Origin of the sequence: Sphingomonas sp. dw_22, from assembly GCF_018449795.1 — a bacterium.
GTDB lineage: Bacteria > Pseudomonadota > Alphaproteobacteria > Sphingomonadales > Sphingomonadaceae > Sphingomonas.
Map to the genome: position 1 here is coordinate 1 of NZ_JAAVVE010000017.1, position 17,592 is coordinate 17,592.

At 67.0% G+C, this 17,592-nt stretch carries 12 protein-coding genes; 7 read left to right on the forward strand and 5 right to left on the reverse strand.

What is annotated here, in order from left to right:
* Positions 1-230: 230 nt before the first annotated feature.
* Entirely contained in the window at positions 231-1,883 is a 1,653-nt protein-coding gene (locus HB724_RS09750) for an electron transfer flavoprotein-ubiquinone oxidoreductase (protein ID WP_213980738.1), read from the reverse strand.
* A 127-nt stretch (positions 1,884-2,010) separates the two neighbouring features.
* On the opposite strand from HB724_RS09750, the gene HB724_RS09755 reads away from it, so the two are divergent.
* The 3 genes from HB724_RS09755 to moaB are packed head-to-tail and all read left to right on the forward strand — an operon-like array spanning position 2,011 to position 5,133.
* Positions 2,011-2,733, forward strand: coding sequence for a uracil-DNA glycosylase family protein (locus tag HB724_RS09755; RefSeq protein ID WP_213980739.1), 723 nt, complete (start codon positions 2,011-2,013; stop codon positions 2,731-2,733).
* The gene (locus HB724_RS09760; RefSeq protein WP_213980740.1) at positions 2,730-4,616 is read left to right on the forward strand and encodes a transglycosylase SLT domain-containing protein; all 1,887 of its coding nucleotides are present in this window, start codon (positions 2,730-2,732) and stop codon (positions 4,614-4,616) included. The genes HB724_RS09755 and HB724_RS09760 overlap by 4 nt, the downstream gene beginning before the upstream one ends.
* Positions 4,606-5,133 (forward strand): molybdenum cofactor biosynthesis protein B, encoded by a 528-nt coding sequence (moaB, locus tag HB724_RS09765; protein ID WP_213980741.1) that lies wholly within the window; start codon positions 4,606-4,608, stop codon positions 5,131-5,133. Before HB724_RS09760 ends, moaB begins: the two co-directional genes overlap by 11 nt.
* Before the next feature lie 175 nt (positions 5,134-5,308).
* Here moaB and HB724_RS09770 read toward each other — a convergent pair whose 3' ends face one another.
* A complete protein-coding gene (locus HB724_RS09770) occupies positions 5,309-5,650 on the reverse strand; it encodes a VOC family protein (protein WP_213980742.1) in 342 nt (113 codons plus the stop codon).
* A 52-nt stretch (positions 5,651-5,702) separates the two neighbouring features.
* On the opposite strand from HB724_RS09770, the gene HB724_RS09775 reads away from it, so the two are divergent.
* Positions 5,703-6,773, forward strand: a complete 1,071-nt coding sequence (locus tag HB724_RS09775; protein ID WP_213980743.1) for a PA0069 family radical SAM protein — start codon at positions 5,703-5,705, stop codon at positions 6,771-6,773.
* Between the two features lie 127 nt (positions 6,774-6,900).
* Here the strand turns inward: HB724_RS09775 and HB724_RS09780 are convergent, their stop codons facing one another.
* Positions 6,901-8,139, reverse strand: a complete 1,239-nt coding sequence (locus HB724_RS09780) for an SGNH/GDSL hydrolase family protein (RefSeq protein WP_213980744.1) — start codon at positions 8,137-8,139, stop codon at positions 6,901-6,903.
* Between the two features lie 160 nt (positions 8,140-8,299).
* On the opposite strand from HB724_RS09780, the gene HB724_RS09785 reads away from it, so the two are divergent.
* Positions 8,300-10,915 carry a M1 family metallopeptidase gene (locus HB724_RS09785; RefSeq protein ID WP_213980745.1) on the forward strand — a complete coding sequence of 872 codons (2,616 nt, stop codon included), beginning with the start codon at positions 8,300-8,302 and terminating at the stop codon, positions 10,913-10,915.
* 125 nt (positions 10,916-11,040) lie between these two features.
* Here HB724_RS09785 and HB724_RS09790 read toward each other — a convergent pair whose 3' ends face one another.
* Together HB724_RS09790 and dnaE are read right to left on the reverse strand one after the other, a co-directional pair.
* The gene (locus tag HB724_RS09790) at positions 11,041-12,621 is read right to left on the reverse strand and encodes a long-chain fatty acid--CoA ligase (protein ID WP_213980746.1); all 1,581 of its coding nucleotides are present in this window, start codon (positions 12,619-12,621) and stop codon (positions 11,041-11,043) included.
* A 210-nt stretch (positions 12,622-12,831) separates the two neighbouring features.
* Complete coding sequence (dnaE, locus tag HB724_RS09795) at positions 12,832-16,311, reverse strand: DNA polymerase III subunit alpha (RefSeq protein WP_213980747.1); 3,480 nt, start codon at positions 16,309-16,311, stop codon at positions 12,832-12,834.
* Between the two features lie 314 nt (positions 16,312-16,625).
* On the opposite strand from dnaE, the gene HB724_RS09800 reads away from it, so the two are divergent.
* Together HB724_RS09800 and HB724_RS09805 are read left to right on the forward strand one after the other, a co-directional pair.
* Positions 16,626-17,111 carry a hypothetical protein gene (locus tag HB724_RS09800; protein ID WP_213980748.1) on the forward strand — a complete coding sequence of 162 codons (486 nt, stop codon included), beginning with the start codon at positions 16,626-16,628 and terminating at the stop codon, positions 17,109-17,111.
* A 2-nt stretch (positions 17,112-17,113) separates the two neighbouring features.
* The gene (locus HB724_RS09805) at positions 17,114-17,530 is read left to right on the forward strand and encodes a hypothetical protein (RefSeq protein WP_213980749.1); all 417 of its coding nucleotides are present in this window, start codon (positions 17,114-17,116) and stop codon (positions 17,528-17,530) included.
* The last annotated feature ends 62 nt before the right edge of the window (positions 17,531-17,592 follow it).

Below are 17,592 nucleotides of genomic sequence, written 5' to 3' on the forward strand. Positions count from 1 at the left end.
CGCGCCCGCCCAGCCCGCAGAGCGCGCGGACGCCGCGCCCCCGGGCGCGGAGAAGCCGGCGGGGAATGTCAGGCGCGCCGGGAGGAAAGGGCACAGACCGGCGGGGGGCTATTGGCGGACCGGCACCAGCCCGCTCCCCCACCCGGCCACCCATAGGATACTGGCGTTGGGTGGCCGGGTGGGGGAGCGGGCTGGTGCCGCGTTCGGCGCAAGCCGAACCGAAAAGACGCCTACATGTTCGGATAATTGGGGCCGCCCCCGCCTTCAGGGACCACCCAGTTGATGTTCTGCGTGGGATCCTTGATGTCGCAGGTCTTGCAGTGCACGCAATTCTGCGCGTTGATCTGGAAACGCAGATCATCGCCTTCCCCCACAACCTCATACACGCCGGCCGGACAGTAACGCTGCGCCGGCTCGGCGTACACCGGAAGATTGAACTTTATGGGGATTTCCGGATCCTTGAGCGTCAGATGGACCGGCTGGTCCTCCTCGTGATTGGTATTCGAGACGAACACCGAGGAAAGGCGATCGAAGGTCAGCAGGCCGTCGGGCTTGGGATAGTCGATCGGCTTCGACTGATCGGCGCGGCGCAGGCTCTCATTGTCCGGATGGTGCTTCATCGTAAAGGGCCAGCGCAGCCCCAGATGCTCCATCCACATCGCGACCCCGGCGAACATCGTGCCCCAGGTGTCGCCGAACTTCTTGACGAGCGGCACGACGTTGCGGACGCCGCGCAGCTCCCTGTAGACCCAGCTCGCCTCATAGGCCTCGGTATAGGCGGTCAGCTCGTCGGACGTGCGGCCCGCCTGGATCGCCGCAAAGGCGGCATCGGCGGCCATCATCGCGCTCTTCATCGACGTGTGCGTGCCCTTGATGCGCGGCACGTTGAGGAAGCCGGCGGTGTCGCCGATCAGCGCGGCGCCGGGCGCGACCAGCTTGGGCACCGATTGCCAGCCGCCGTCCGAGATCGCGCGGGCGCCGTAGGAGACGCGCTTGCCGCCCTTGAGGATCTCCGCGATCGCCGGGTGGGTCTTCCAGCGCTGCATCTCCTGGAAGGGCGAGAGATAGGGGTTCGTGTAGTTCAGCCAGACGACGAAGCCGAGCGCGACCTGCCCGTCCGCCTGGTGATAGAGGAAGCCGCCGCCGTTCGCGCCCTCGTCCAGCGGCCAGCCCTGGGTGTGGATCACCTTGCCCGGCACATGCTTCGCCGGATCGATATCCCACAGCTCCTTGATGCCGATGCCATAGACCTGGGGCTGTGCGTCCTTCGCCAGATCGAACTCGCGCATGAGCTGCTTGGTGAGGTGGCCGCGGCAACCCTCGGCGAAGAAGGTGTATTTGGCGTGGAGCTCGAGGCCCGGCTGGTAATCGGGCTTGTGCGTGCCGTCGCGCGCCACGCCCATGTCGCCGGTGGCGACGCCCTGCACCGATCCGTCGCCATTGTAGAGGATCTCGGCGGCAGCGAAGCCGGGGAAGATCTCGACGCCGAGCTCCTCGGCCTTGCCGGCCAGCCAGCGGCAGAGATTGCCGAGCGAGCCGGTATAGGTGCCCTTGTTGTGGAGATAGGGCGGCGTGATGAATTCGGGAAAGGCCGATTTGCCCTTCGCGCTCAGGATCCAGTGATGGTTCTCGGTGACGGGCGTGGCGGCCAGCGGGCAATCCTGGTCGCGCCAATCGGGGATCAGCTCGTCGAGCCCCTTGGGATCGATCACCGCGCCGGACAGGATATGCGCGCCGACCTCGGAGCCCTTTTCCAGCACGCAAACCGCCAGCTCGGCACCCGCTTCGTTCGCAAGCTGCTTCAGCCGGATCGCCGCGGAAAGGCCGGCAGGCCCCGCGCCGACGATCACGACGTCATAGGGCATCGACTCCCGTTCGCTCATCCCAAATCCCCTGATCTTCCTCTTCCGGACGCGCTGGGCCGCTTGTCGTCGCACCCTTGCCACGTCCTGTCCTTCGCGCGATGGAGCCAGATTGACCGCGGCGTCAACTGGGATTCAAAGACCTTACATGGGGGCGGAAACCGTTCAGGACTGGCAAAGGGCGCTCCAGAGCGCGCTGGAATGGTGGCAGGACGCCGGCGTCGAGGCGCTCGTGGACGAGGAACCGCGCGACTGGCTGGCGCGCCGCGCGCCACCCGCCGAAGCCGTTCCGATCGCGGGTGCCGTAGCGGCGTCGGCCGAGACGCTTCCCGATACGCTGGACGCCTTCCTCGCATGGCGGATGGGCGATGCCGCGCCCGAAGCCGGCTGGATGACGCCGCGCGTGGCGCCCACCGGATCGCCCGGTGCGGAATGGGCGATTTTCACCGACATGCCCGAACCTGACGATACCGATACGCTGCTGACCGGCCCTTCGGGGCGGCTGCTCGACCGGATGCTGGCCGCAGTCGGGCTTTCGCGCGATTCGGTCTATATCGCCTCGCTCGCGGTGGCGCGGCCGCTGACGGGGCGCATCCCGTCCGAGCAACAGGCCCGGCTGATCGAGCTGGCGCGTCATCATCTGAGCCTGATCGGGCCACGGAAGCTGTTGATCCTGGGGCAGGCGACCAGCTGTGTCCTCGATGAGACGAACAACGCCGCCGGCTTCAACCATATACATGAGGTTAACCATTCGGGGACCAAGATGCGGGTGTTGGCGACCTATCATCCCCGTCTCCTGATCGAACGGCCGGCCGCCAAGAGCGAAGTCTGGAGGCATCTGCTGCCGTTCAGCCGGGGAACCAGCGCGTGACATTGCATTTCATCCTAGCCGCGGCGCTGACCGCCACGCCGGCAATCGCGCATGCCGACGATACGGCGGGCACCAGCGCCCAGCCCCTCGCCGCCCCGGCGCCGATCCGCGACGGCGACGGCATTCCCGACCAGCTCGATAGCGACCAGCGCAGCGGCTATCGCGCCGTCTTCGCCGCGATCCGCGCCGGCCGATGGTCCGACGCGCAGATCCAGCTCGATTCGATGAAGCCCGGCCCGCTCCATGCGATCGCGCGGGCCGAGCTCTACACCGCGAAGAACTCGCCCAAGGCGGAGCTGGCGCCGCTGCTCGCGCTGCTGGCCGAGGCGCCCGAGCTGCCCGAGGCCGAGCAGATCGCCCGCATGGCGAAGACCCGCGGTGCGGAGGATCTACCGGTGCTGCCGGTCGCGCAGCGGCTGGTCTGGTTCGATGCCGCGCCGGTGCGCCAGCGCGCACGTTCGGTGAAGAGCGATGCGGCCGCCACCGAGATCGCGCTTGCCATCCAGCCCTTCGTCAAGAGCGACAACGGCGTCGAGGCCGAGGCGCTGCTCGACAAATTCTCCACAGACCTGACGCCCGAGGCGCTGACCGAATGGCGGCAGAAGGTGGCGTGGATCTATTACATCGCCGGCGACGATGCGAATGCGCGCCGCGTGGCGGCCAAGGCGCAGGACGGCGCCGGCACCTGGGCGCCCCAGGCCGATTGGGTGCAGGGCCTCGCCGCCTGGCGCCAGCAGGATTGCGTGGCCGCCGACGCCGCGTTCGAGCGGGTCGCGACGCGGGCGGCCGATACGGAGATGCGCTCCGCCGCGCTCTATTGGGGCTCGCGCGCCGAGATGGCGTGCGGCCATCCGGATCGCGTGGCGACGAAGCTCCAGGCGGCGAGCCAGTATAGCGAGACCTTTTACGGGCTGATCGCCCGCGCCGCGCTGGGCGTCGAGGACAAGGGGCTCAAGGGCGAGGCATTCGTCACCGAGGATTGGAAGACGCTGCAGCGGCGGCCGAACGTGCGCGTCGCCGCCGCACTGGTCGAGATCGGCGAGAACGGGCTGGCCGACGAAGTGCTGCGCCACCAAGCGAAGTTCTGCAATCCGGGCGAGCATGGCGCGCTGATCCGGCTGGCCGGATTGCTGAGCCTGCCCTCCACCCAGCTCTGGCTCTCGCACAACGGGCCGGCCGGCGCGCATCCGCTGATGGAGGCGCGCTACCCCGCCCCCAACTGGACGCCCGATGGCGGCTGGCGCGTCGACAAGGCTCTGGTCTTCGCCCACACGCTGCAGGAATCGCGCTTCAATTCCGAGATCCGCAGCGCGGCGGGGGCGATGGGGCTGATGCAGGTGAAGACCGGCGCGGCGATCGACGTCGGCCGGCGGCGGGGCGTGACCTATGCCGCGTCCGATCTCACCAAGCCTTCGGTCAATATGGAGATCGGCCAGTCCTATCTCGAGCAGCTGCGCGACCAGCCCTTCACCGGCGGGCTGCTGCCCAAGGTGATCGCCGCCTATAATGCCGGGCCGACGCCGGTGCAGATGTGGAACAGCATGTCGCGCGATGGCGGCGATCCGCTGCTCTATATCGAGAGCATCCCCTATTGGGAGACGCGCGGCTATGTGATGACGGTGCTGCGCAATTACTGGATGTACGAGCAGCGCGAAGGCCGCAAATCCGTCAGCCGCGCCGCGCTGGCGCAGGGGCTGTGGCCGAAATTCCCGGGCATGGCCGGATCGTCGGCGATCAAGCTCCAGACGCGGCGCGCACCGCCGCTCGTGCCGGCGCCTGCCGCTCCGGGGCCGGTGCTGCACATCGAGCAGCAGCCCGACGGCAGCCGGACCCTGACGCTAAGCGCGCGCGACGTGCCGGCGCGGATCGCCGGTGGCAATTGACGCAGGCATCGCGTTCCGCCCGGTGCGGATCGCGGTGCTGACGGTTTCCGACACGAGGACGCCGGCGGACGATCGATCGGGCGACCGGCTGGTCGAGCGGCTGACGGCTGCGGGGCACGAACTTGCCGATCGCGCGATCGTGAAGGACGATGCCGATGCGATCGTGGCGCGGCTCCATGCCTGGATCGACGCGCGGGATATCGACGTGATCCTGACCACCGGCGGCACCGGCGTCACCGGCCGCGACGTCACGCCCGAGGCGCTGGCGCGCGTGTGGGACAAGGAGATACCGGGCTTTGGCGAGCTGTTCCGCTGGCTGAGCTACCGGACGATCGGCACCTCGACGATCCAGTCGCGCGCGACCGCCGGGGTGGCGCGCGGCACCTATATCTTCGCCCTGCCCGGCTCGACCGGCGCGGTCACCGACGCCTGGGACGGCATCCTCGCCACCCAGCTCGACATCCGCCACAAGCCCTGCAACTTCGTCGAGCTGATGCCGCGGCTCATGGAGCGGTAAGGCGAGAACGGATCGGCTTTCAGAATCAAGGACGCCGAAACGCCTTCACCCCGGCCGAAGTGCCGGGGTCCACTGTGCGGCTAGGAGAGCCGCTGGAGGCTATAGGGGCTCGCTCGCGGAGGAGTGGACCCCGGCACTTCGCCCGGGGTGACGGAGGAGAGTTCCGAACCTGGCGTTATTCCGGCTCGTTGACGAATGCCCCAAGCTCATTGCCGTCGGGATCGCGGAAGTGGAAGCGGCGGCCGCCGGGAAAGGCGAAGATCGGGACGGTGATCGTGCCGCCCGCCGCCGTCACGCTGGCGAGCGCGGCCTCCAGATCCTCCACCTCGACGATCGGGAGCAGGCTGGCGATCGCGTGATCCGCGCTGCCGTTCAGGCCGAGGTCGACATCGCCGCCGGTTGTCGCCGCATAGTCGGGGCCGAAATCGGTGAAGGCCCAGCCGAACGCCTGGGCATAGAAATCACGCACGCCCGCAACATTCTTCACGGGCAGTTCGACATAGCTGATCCGGGCCATCACATTCTCCAATGTTCTTGATTCGTTCTACATCGCGTTCTAGTCTCTGGCAATGGCAAAGACTCGTCCCGCCCGCGGCGCGACGCTGAATCGCGAAAGCAGCCGCTTCAACCTGCCCGCCCGTGAGGCGGACGGCGACTGGCTGGATGCGCGCGAGGAGGTGGACGGCGAAGCGCCCAAGCTGCGGACCACGGTGACGGTGGAGAAGCCGAAGACGATCATCACGCGCAACAATTCGCCGGATATCGGCTTCGACCGATCGGTGAACCCCTATCGCGGCTGCGAACATGGCTGCATCTATTGCTTCGCACGGCCGACCCATGCCTATCACGATCTGTCGCCGGGGCTCGATTTCGAGACCAGGCTGTTCGCCAAGCCCGATGCCCCTGCCCTGCTCCGCGCCGAGCTGGGCAAGCGCGGCTATGTCTGCCGGCCGATCGCGTTCGGGACCAACACCGATCCCTATCAGCCGATCGAAGCGACCTGGCGGATCACGCGCGGCTGCATCGAGGTGCTGGCCGAATGCAACCATCCGATCACGATCACCACCAAATCGGACCGGGTGACGCGCGACATCGACCTGCTCGGCCCCATGGCGGCGAAGGGGCTGGCGGCGGTGGCGGTGTCTGTCACGTCGCTCGATCCCAGGATCGCGATGACGGTGGAGCCGCGCGCGCCGCATCCGGAGAAACGGCTGCGGGCGATCCGCATGCTCACCGATGCCGGCATCCCGGCCTTCGTCTCGATGGCGCCGATCATTCCGCATGTCACCGATCATGAACTGGAGCATATCCTGGAGCGCGCGGCCGAGGCTGGCGCGCGGGCGGCGTTCTTCCTGCCGGTGCGGTTGCCCTATGAGGTGGCGCCATTGTTCCGGGCATGGCTCGACACGCATTTTCCGGAGCGCGCGGGCAAGGTGATGGCGACGATCCAGTCGATCCGCGGCGGCAAGGATAACGACCCGAACTTCCACACGCGAATGCGCGGGCAAGGGCCGTGGGCCGAGCTGCTGCGCACGCGCTTCCTGAAGGCGGCGAAGCGCTATGGGCTCGATTCCGAGCGGATCCGGCTGCGGACGGACCTGTTCCGCCCACCAGCCGGAGCCCAGGGCGAGCTATTCTAGGGCCGGATCAGCCAATTGGAACGGTTCCCCGGCGAAGGCCGGGGCTCAGCCGCGATGCATTGGAAATATTGTCCCGCCATCTCGACTTCGTGGAAACTGGCCCCCGGCCTTCGCCGGGGAAAGTATCTCAATTTCTTGGGGGCGGACTCTTCAGCAGGGCGAGCGGCACCGCGTCCGCCATCGCCCGATAGCCGGCGATCGAGGGATGGAGGCCGTCATTGTCATAGTCCTTGCGCAGCCGGGTAGGCTGGGCAGGATCGTGCAGCGCGGCGTCGAAATCGATCACGCCGTCGAAATTGCCGGGCGTGCGGATCCATTTGTTGACCGCCTGGCGATCGGCCTCGTTTTGCGCGTCGGGGTGATAATAGGCCGAGGCGCCATAGGGCAGGATCGTCGCACCGATCGCCTTGATGCCGTGTGCGCGGGCACGGGCGACCATCTGGCGATAGGCATCGATCATCCGCGCGACCAAGGCGGCATGGGCTTCGGGGGAGACCGGCGCGTCACGGGTGAGCGTGCCGAGATCGTTGACGCCCTCCAGGATGATGAGATGGGTGACGCCCGGCGGCGACAGGACGTCGCAGTCGAACCGGGCGAGCGCGTTGGGGCCGAGGCCATCGTTGAGCAGGCGATTGCCGCCGAGCCCGGCGTTGAGCACCGCCATCTCCTTGAGGCCAGGCGTCGCGCGCAGGCGGAGCTGGAGCCCGTCGGTCCAGCGCTGGTTGGTGTCGGGCTGAACCCCCGAGCCGTCGGTGATCGAATCGCCGAGCACCACCACCGCCGATCCGCGCGGCGAGACAGCCTCGATGCCGGCCAGCTGATACCAGTGGACGACCGTTTTGGCGCCGACCAGCTCGGTATCGCCGGTGTGGTCGCCCCGCAGCGTATAGGAAGTGGCGCGCGAGCCGGGATGAGCGGTCTGCTGCGTGGGTGCTTCGGGCAAATGGATCGAGATGGCGAGATCGGCGCCGGCGGGGACCGGAAGGTCGACCGCATCGGACCAGTAATCGGCACCTGCCGGGATCGTCACCGCCGCCGCGCCGCCGAAGCGGAGCGGCTTGAGGGTGGCGGTGTCGACGCGCGACGTCGCCAGATCGGCCGAGCGCGCGATCGTCGCGGCGCCGATCCGGAGCGGCGCGGTGCCGAAGGCATTGGAGAAGCGCACGCGCAGCCTGCCTGCGGGAACCTGGATGCGCACGACCTGGCGCAGCGTCGCGTCGGTCAGGTCTTCGCCCGGCAGGGCATTGGCGGGTTCGGGGATCTGCTGCGACGTGCCCCAGGCGGCGACCCAGCGTTCGCCCGGCTTCGCTTCCGCGGCGGCGCCCAGCAACAGGGCGAGCGCGAGCCAGCGCACCAATCGAACCATCATCCCCTCCTTATTATGATATCGCCACCATAACTCGGACAGTTCGCAGCACAAGCGGCCCACCGAATGGGTGACAATATATCACAACAGAATATGCGCACTACCGTTGCAACACGGCATTTCAGGCCATAGGCAGCACAATCCTCGATAGGAAAATACGATGCGCTTCCAGCTTACCGCTCTCTGCCTGTTCGTTCCCGGCACGGCCCTCGCCCAGGATGCGCTGCCGACCGGCAAGCTGCCCGATCAGGTCGCACCGATCGCCTATCGGCTCGATATGACGGTCATCCCCGAGAAGGAGCGCTTCAGCGGTCACACCGAGATCGACGTGCAGCTCAAGCAGCCTGCCGCGTCGATCTTCATGCACGGCCGCGACCTGCATGTGACCCGCGCGATCGCGAAGATCGGCCGCAAGCAGATTCGGGTCACCTTCACCCAGAAGAGCCCGACCGGGCTGGCGCAGCTCGATTTCGGGCGGACGGTGCCCGCGGGCAAGCTGACGCTCAAGTTCGATTACGACGCTGCCTTCGGCGACGGGCCGTCGGGGCTTTATCGCATCAAGGTGGGCGACGACTGGTATAGCTGGTCGCAGTTCGAATCGATCGATGCGCGCGGGGCCTTCCCGTCGTTCGACCAGCCCGGATACAAGACGCCGTTCACCGTATCGATCACGACCAAGCCCGGCTTCCTCGCCGCGAGCAACGCGCCCGAGACCGGTACGTCCAAGGCCGGCAAGCTGGTGAAGCATCGCTTCGCGCCGACCAAGCCGCTGCCGACCTATCTCGTCGCGCTCGTCGCCGGCCCGTTCAACCGGATCACCGGCGCGATTCCTCCGACGCCGCAGCGCGCGGAGCCTATGGCGCTGGGCGTGATCGGCACCAAGCCCAATGCCGCCAAGATGCAGTTCGCGCTCAATGAATCGGGCAAGATCGTCGCGCTGCTGGAGAATTATTTCGGCCAGCCCTTCCCCTTCCCCAAGCTCGACCAGATCGGATCGCCGGTGATGCCGGGGGCGATGGAGAATGCCGGCGCCGACATCTATGGCGACGACATCCTGTTCCTCGACGAGAAGGATTCGACGAGCACCAAGCAGGCCTTCGGCATGGTCGTGGCGCATGAGCTGTCGCACCAGTGGTTCGGCGATCTGGTGACGCCGGCCTGGTGGGACGATATCTGGCTGAACGAGAGCTTCGCCAACTGGATGGGCTATCGCATCGGCAACGAATGGCGGCCGGACCTGGACATCGGCGTCGACGCGATCGGCGAAGGCTTCGAGGCGATGGACCTGGATGCGCTCGCCGCCGGCCGGCCGATCCACCAACGCATCGACAAGGATGCCGATATCGACGCCGCGTTCGACCAGATCACCTATGGCAAGGGCGGCCAGGTGGTGGCGATGATCGCCGATTACATGGGCGACGAGAAATTCCGCGACGGCGTGCGGCTCCATATGAGCCGGCACACCTATGGCAATGCCACGACCGACCAGTTCTTCGCTTCGCTGGCGGAGGCGGCGCAGGATCCGCGCGTGCTCGATTCGCTGCGCAGCTTCGTCGACCAGCAGGGCGTGCCGGTGGTGACGCTGCATCGCGAGGGCGACGTGCTGACCGCGAGCCAGTCGCGCTCCGCCTATTTCGGCAGCAACCTGCCCGCCCAGCAATGGCTGATCCCGCTGTGCATCCGCCGCGACACCACCAAGAGCTGCACGCTGATCGACAAGGCAAGCGAGCCAATCGAGGCCAAGGGCGTCGGCACGATCATGCCCAATGCCGGCGGCTGGGGCTATTACCGCTTCGATCTCGACCCCGCCGATTGGGATTCGCTGATCGCCGCGGGTCCGGGCCTGCCGCAGGGCGAGGCGCTGGCGCTCGACGACAGCCTTTGGGCCAGCTTCTATGCCGGCAAGAGCGGCATCGAGCGGCCGATCGCGCTGGCGCGTGCGATGGCGGCGCATCCGGCGATGAAGATCGTGTTCGACAATGCCGATCGACTGCGCGAGCTGGAACGGCGCGGGCTGGTGAACGAGGCGGCGCTGCCGGCCTATCGCAAGCTGATCGTCGATATCTATGGCCCGATGCTGGGCAAGATCGGCTTCGATCCGGCCAAGGGCGCCTATGCCTCGGAGACTCCCGACCAGCGCGAGCAGCGGCAGGATCTCGTCGGCATCCTCGCGACAACGGGACATGCGCCGGAGGTTCGCGCCAAGCTGACCGCAGCGCTCGACGCCTATCTGGCAGGCGACGCGAAGGCGCTCGATCCCGATTATGCCACGACGGCGGCGGCGGTGACGCTCAACGAACGCGGCGCGGCTTTCGCGAAGACGCTGGCGGAGAAGGCGCTGGCGGGCAACGATCCAGTGCTGCTCCAGATCACCGGGCAGGGCATCGGCGCTTCGGCCAATGCGGACGTGGCGCGCTGGTTTCTCAATGATTTCAAGGACGACCGCCTGACCTTCCGGCAACGGCTGTTCACGGTCTCGGCGTTCCTGAACTCGCCCTATACCCGTGACGTGGCGACCGACTTCATGCTCGCTCACTTCGACAGCTTCGTCCAGAATGGCGGCGGGGGCGGCATCTTCTCGGGCCGGGCGGCGCAGATGTTCAAGGTGCTGTGCTCGAACGACCAGGCCGATGCCGTCGATGCCAAGCTGCGCGCGCAGAACGGCGCGGGGAGCGCGCTCAACATCGATCGTTCGGTGGAGGCGATCCGCAACTGCGCCCGCTTCCGCGATGCCAAGCAGGCGGAGGTTAGCGCGGGGATATTGGCGGGGAAGTAGGCTCTCTCCCTCCCCCGCTTGCGGGAGAGGGCCGGGGTGAGAGTGAGTCGTGTAAGGGTGCGATCGAGAGTGCATTGCACTTAACCCTCACCCAACCCTCTCCCGCAAGCGGGAGAGGGCTTTACTTACGCCGCCGCCAGCTTGAAGTCCTTGTATTGCGCGCGGATCGCGATCTTGAGGAGCTTGCCGGTCGCGGTATGGGGCAGCGAATCGACGAAATGGATTTCGTCGGGCAGCCACCATTTGGCAACATGCTGTGCCAGATGCGCCTGGATCTGTTCGGGCGTCACGTCGCTGCCGGGCTTGCGGACCACCAGCAGGATCGGCCGCTCCTCCCAGCGCGGATGATAGACGCCGATCGCCGCCGCCTCGGCCACCCCTTCGCAGCCGACCGCGCAATTCTCCAGCTCGACCGAGCTGATCCATTCGCCGCCGGACTTGATGACATCCTTGGCGCGATCGGTGATCTGCATCGTGCCGTCCGGGTGGAGCACGGCGACATCGCCGGTATCGAACCAGTTGTCGGCATCGATCGCGGGCTTTTCCTCGCGGAAATACTGCCCGATCACCCAGGGACCGCGCACCTGTAGCCGGCCCGAACTCCTGCCGTCGCGCGGCTGGACCACGCCCTCGTCGTCGACGACGCGCAGTTCGACGCCGTAAGGCACCTTGCCCTGCATCGAGACCTGGGTGACCTGATCCTCGAAGCTCAGTTCGTCGAAGTCGGGCGACGGCGCGCCCATCGTGCCGATCGGCGAAGTCTCGGTCATGCCCCAGGCGTGGTTGACGCGGATGCCCATCTGCATCAGCCGCTCGATCATCGCGCGCGGCGCGGCCGAACCGCCGATGGTGACGATCTTGAGATGCTGCGGCGCCTCGCCGGTGGCATCCATATACTGGAACATGCCGAACCAGACGGTCGGCACCCCGGCGGAGTGCGTCACCTTCTCACCGTTCATCAGCGCGCAGAGCACCTTGGGCTCGTTCACCGCCGAGAAAACCAGCTTGAGCCCCACCGCCGCCGCCGCCCAGGGCAGGCCCCAGCCGACCGCGTGGAACATCGGCACGATCGGCATCGCGACCGACTGGGTGGACAGGTCGAACTCGGCCGGCTGCAATTCGGTGATCGCGTGGATCACGGTGGAGCGGTGGGTATAGACCACGCCCTTGGGATTGCCGGTGGTGCCGCTGGTATAGCAGAGCATCATCGGCTCGCGCTCGCTGCCCGTCACCCAGGCATAGTCGCCGTCCTCCCGGGCGATCCAGGCTTCGAAGCCGTCGGGGGCGCTGTCGTCGAAGCAGATATACTGCTCGATCGTCTTCCAGTGCGGCTTCAGCCGCTCGACGATGGGCGCGAACGCCTTGTCGTAGAGCAGCACCCGATCCTCGGCATGGTTGCCGATAAAGGCGAGCTGATCGTCGAACAGGCGCGGATTGATCGTGTGGACCAGCGCCCCCATGCCGGTGATGCCGTACCAGGCGACGAGATGGCGGGCGTGGTTCATCGCCATCGTGGCGACGCGATCGCCCTTGCGGATACCGAGCCGCTCAAGCGCCTGGGCCATGCGGCGCGCATCGCGGGCGATGCCGGTCCAGTTGGTGCGCGTCTCGCTGCCATCCGCCCAGCGGGTGACGATCTCGCGCGGGCCATGCTCGCGCGCCGCGTGATCGATCAGCGTGGATACCCGCAGTTCGAAATCCTGCATTCCTCCAAGCACGGAGACTCTCCCGATTTGCTCTTTCCGGGAGCGTAACGCGGGAAAGGGTGGGAAGTCGAGAGCCGGCGGGCGTTACGAAATGTTGCCGTACCCCGTTCACGATAATGGTTCGCGCTACGCCGCGACGAGGTTGGAATTTGCGGGAAGCGGCTCGCCCCTCAAGCCTTCATCCTTGCGTCGTCGCGGCGTAGCGCGAGCTCAGGCTGCCGCTGCGAGCTTCTGGCCTGCCGTCATGAGCCGCGCGGCGCGGACGCCGGCCAGTCCCTCGATCTGCGTGGCGAGCTCGCCGTCGAGACGGAAGTTGCGGCCGAGCATCAGGCTCGCCTCGCCCCCATCCAGCGGCGCGTTGAGCAGGATCTCGCCCCGCCCGCCCCCGCGCAGATCGCCGACGATGCCCGCAAGCACCGGCAGCACCGAGGGATCCGCCACGCTCACTTCGAGCACGAGCTGGGCGGTGTTCGCCAGGCTGTCGAACGTCTGGACACGCTTGACCGAGACGCGCGGGGTATCCTCGCCGGGCCGCTTGTCGAGCTCGACGGTGAGCACCGCGCAGCCGCCGGCCTTGGCGCATTCCTCCATGTCCTTCGCGGCCATGTCGTCGAAGCAGGTGGTGAGCGTCTGCATGCTCTTGTCGGAGATCGTCGCCATCAGATAGCGATTGCCCCGCGCCGAGGTGCGCCAGCGCGCATCCTCGATCAGCGCGGCGATGGTGGCGCCGACGCGGCCGCCATCGGGGATCGCGATATCGCCCAGCGATCCGATCTCGCGCGCGCCATGGACGCGGGCGAGATGCTGGTAGCGATCGAGCGGATGGGCGGAGAAATAATAGCCGAAGGCGTCCTTCTCGGCGGCGATGCGATCGATGAGCGACCAGTGCGCGCCCTTGGGCAGGCTGACTCCGCCACCGCCGGGCTCGGATTCGCCGAACAGGCCGCCCTGCCCGCTGGTCTTGCTCTCATGCGTGCGCTGGGCGACCGCGAGCACGGTCTCGGCCGCGGCATGGACGCCGGCGCGGTTGGGCTCGATGCCGTCGAATGCGCCGGCGGCGGCGAGCGTCTCGACCTGGCGCTTGTTGAGCAGGCGCGGATCGACGCGGCGGGCGAAATCGTCGAGCGAATGGAAGCGGCCGCGCGTGTCGCGCTCCTCGACCAGCAGCTCCATCGCGCGCTCGCCCACGCCCTTGAGCGCGCCGAGGGCATAGCGCACCGCCAGCCCCTCGCCCGCCTTCTCGACGTTGAAGTCGGCCAGGCTCGCATTGATGTCCGGCGACAGGCATTCGATGCCGAGCCGGCGCATGTCGTCCGCGAAGATCGCCAGCTTGTCGGTCTGGTGGATATCATAGGCCATCGAGGCGGCGAAGAATTCGTGCGGGTGATGCGCCTTCAGCCAGGCGGTGTGATAGGCGAGCAGCGCATAGGCGGCGGCGTGCGACTTGTTGAAGCCATAGCCGGCGAACTTGTCGATCAAGTCGAACAGCTCGTTGGCCTTGGCCTCCTTGATGCCGTTCACCTCGGCGCAGCCCTTGACGAAGATCGCGCGCTGCGCGTCCATCTCCGCCTTGATCTTCTTGCCCATGGCGCGGCGGAGCATGTCCGCGCCGCCCAGGCTGTAGCCCGCCAGGATCTGGGCGGCCTGCATCACCTGTTCCTGATAGACGAAGATGCCGTAGGTCTCGCCGAGCACCTTTTCGAGCAGGGGATGCGGATAGACGATTTCCTCGCGCCCCGACTTGCGCGCGCCGAAGCTCGGGATGTTGTCCATCGGACCCGGACGATAGAGCGAGACGAGCGCGATGATGTCGCCGAAATTGGTGGGGCGCACGGCGGTCAGCGTGCGGCGCATGCCCTCCGATTCGAGCTGGAACACGCCGACCGTGTCGCCGCGCTGGAGGAGGTCGTATACTTCGGGATCGTCCCAGCCGAGCGTGTCGAGATCCACGTCGAGGCCGCGATCGGCGAGCAGCTCGACCGCTTTCTTGAGCACCGATAGCGTCTTGAGACCGAGAAAGTCGAACTTCACCAGCCCGGCCGCCTCGACATATTTCATGTCGAACTGGGTGACCGGCATGTCCGAGCGGGGATCGCGGTAGAGCGGAACCAGCTCGGCGAGCGGACGATCGCCGATCACGACGCCGGCGGCGTGAGTCGAGCTGTGGCGCGGCAGGCCCTCCAGACGCATCGACAGGTCGACCAGATGCCGCACCTCGCGCTGGCTCTGATATTCGGCGTGGAACTCGCTGACACCGTTCAGCGTGCGCTCCAGCGTCCAGGGATCGGTCGGGTGGTTGGGGATCTGCTTGGCGAGGCGATCGACCTGACCATAGCTCATCTGGAGCACGCGGCCGACGTCCTTCAGCACCGCGCGCGCCTTCATCGTACCGAAGGTGATGATCTGCGCGACGTGATCGCGGCCGTATTTCTCCTGGACGTAGCGGATCACTTCGCCACGCCGGGTTTCGCAGAAATCGATGTCGAAGTCGGGCATCGACACGCGCTCGGGATTGAGGAAGCGTTCGAACAGCAGGCCGAGCTTGAGCGGATCGAGATCCGTGATCGTCAGCGCCCAGGCGACCGCCGAGCCTGCGCCCGATCCGCGGCCCGGACCCACCGGAATGTCATGCGCCTTCGCCCATTGGATGAAGTCCGCGACGATCAGGAAATAGCCGGGAAAGCCCATCTGGATGATGACGTCGAGCTCGAATTCCAGGCGCTTGCGATAGACCTCGATCTGTTCGGGATCCTTGATGCCGGCCTTTTCCAGCCGCTTGGCGAGCCCCGCGACGCTCCGCTCGCGCAGCATCGCGGACTCGCCTTCGCGATCGCCGGCGAGGCTGGGCAGGATCGGCTTACGCTTGGGCGCGGCAAAGGCGCAGCGCTGCGCCACCACCATCGTATTCGCGATCCCCTCGGGCAGGTCGGCGAACAGCGACTTCATCTCGTTTGCCGGCTTCATCCAGGCATCGGGCGAGCTGCGCGGGCGATCGTCGCTGGCGATGTAGCTCGAATTGGCGATGCAGAGCATCGCATCATGCGCCTCGTAGAAGCCTTCGTCGGCGAAACAGCTCGGATTGGTCGCGACCAGCGGCAGATCGCGGGCATAGGCATAATCGAGCAGCCTGGGCTCGGCCCGGCCCTCGACTTCGTCCAGGCGGCGGACGATCTCGATATAGAGGCGGTTGGGGAACAGCCGCTCCAGCGCTTCGGCATAGGCTTCGGCAGCTGCGTCCTGCTCCTCGGCATAGAGCCGGGCCAGCGCGCCCTCGCTGCCCGCGGTCAGCGCGATCAGGCCGTCGGTGCGGCCCGTGAGCGCTTCGAAGGGGACATGGGCTTCCTCCTCGATCGGGCGATCGAGATGCGCCATCGAAACGAGATCGCAGAGATTCTCGTAGCCGGCCTTGTCCTGCGCATAGAGCGCGAGCCAGTCGATCGGGGCGGTGACGCCGTCGGGCATGTTGGGGCGCTTGACCGCAAGCAGCGTGCCGACGATCGGCTGGACGCCGGCCTTGATGCAGGCTTCGGAGAAGGACATCGCAGCGTAGAGGCCGTTGCGGTCGCAAAGGGCGACGGCGGGGAAACCCAGATCCTTCGCGCGTTTCGCAATGGCCTTTGGCTCGATCGCGCCTTCCAGCATCGTGTAGCAGGAGAAGACCCGGAGCGGAACGAAACCCGAATGCGCCATGCCGAACCCTAGGGCGAATGCGCGTGATTCGCCACCCGCGCGGACACGCTATCCACAGCTTTCGCCCGGCGGGTCAACGGCGCGGCAACCAGCGGCTCCGGGCCTGCCCTTAGCGCAGAGATGCGGATCGGGAGCGCCCTGAATGGCGACTCACAACAGGTTGCGCGACAACATGGTTAACGGATCGGCAACCATGACGGCGCGCCGAACCGGATCGCGGAATGTGCAGGTCGTCCGACCGGAAACGCACCTTCGCTGGCAGTATTCGAGTAGCGGCCGCGTTCGCGGCCATGGTGAAGTGAGCGTAACGGCCGATGACACCCCTCTTCCATGGCAGCGCTATCTGCGACGTCGATGCGGAGGGCAATGTCACTGTTCCCGAGTTCCTGGCCGATGCCCTGCCCGCCGATGCCGCCGAGCTGGTGGTCGCCAGGCATGATTCCGATGCCTGCCTGATCGGCTATGGCCGCGAGCGGCTGACCGAGCTCGCCGCCCGCGCCGAACGGCGGCGCCAGGCCGAGGAGGATCGCGGCGAGGATGTCCGCAACCATTATCACCGCATGCGCCGCACCTTCGGCCTCTCCGATCGCATGCCGCGCCACGACAACAGGCTCCGCATCCCGGAGGCGATGCGCCATCTCGGCAGGATCGAGCGCCTGGCGCTGTTCGTCGGCGCGGGCGACAGCTTCGAGATCTGGAACCCCGACATCGCGCTGGAGAGCGACGATGCGATGTTCCGCGAGCTTGCCGCTTTCCGCCTGCGGATGCGCCGCGACCGAAACCCCAAGGGAGTGCAGTGAGTATGACGTTGCTTTGCTCGATCGCCGGCCATTCGGCAGAGACCACGCATCGCCGCAATCAGGGCCTCGATTTCAGCATCTGTCATCATTGCGGCTGCGACCTGATCCGCACCGCGCACGGCAACTGGACCCAGGTGCCCAGGGGCATGCGCGTGGTATGGCGCGAGCCGGCGCGCTTCGGCGACGGCCCCTCGGCGCGCGAGCGGATCGACGCGATGGGACCGCCGCGCCGCCGCGCGCCGCGGAATGCCCGCCCGGCCCAGCGCCGCGATCCGCGCGGACGGCCGCTGGAGGGCGTCACCGCGATGTTCGGCATCCTCGCCAATCTGGGCAAGCTGGTGAGCGGCGATATTCCCGAGGATGTGCAGGATGCGCCTGCGCGCGGGAAACCCATTCACCTGCCGGGTTCTATCCACTGACAGCGCGGAGGGCACCGCCGCTCTTCCCCCGTCACCCCGGCACTTCCGCCGGGGTGACGATG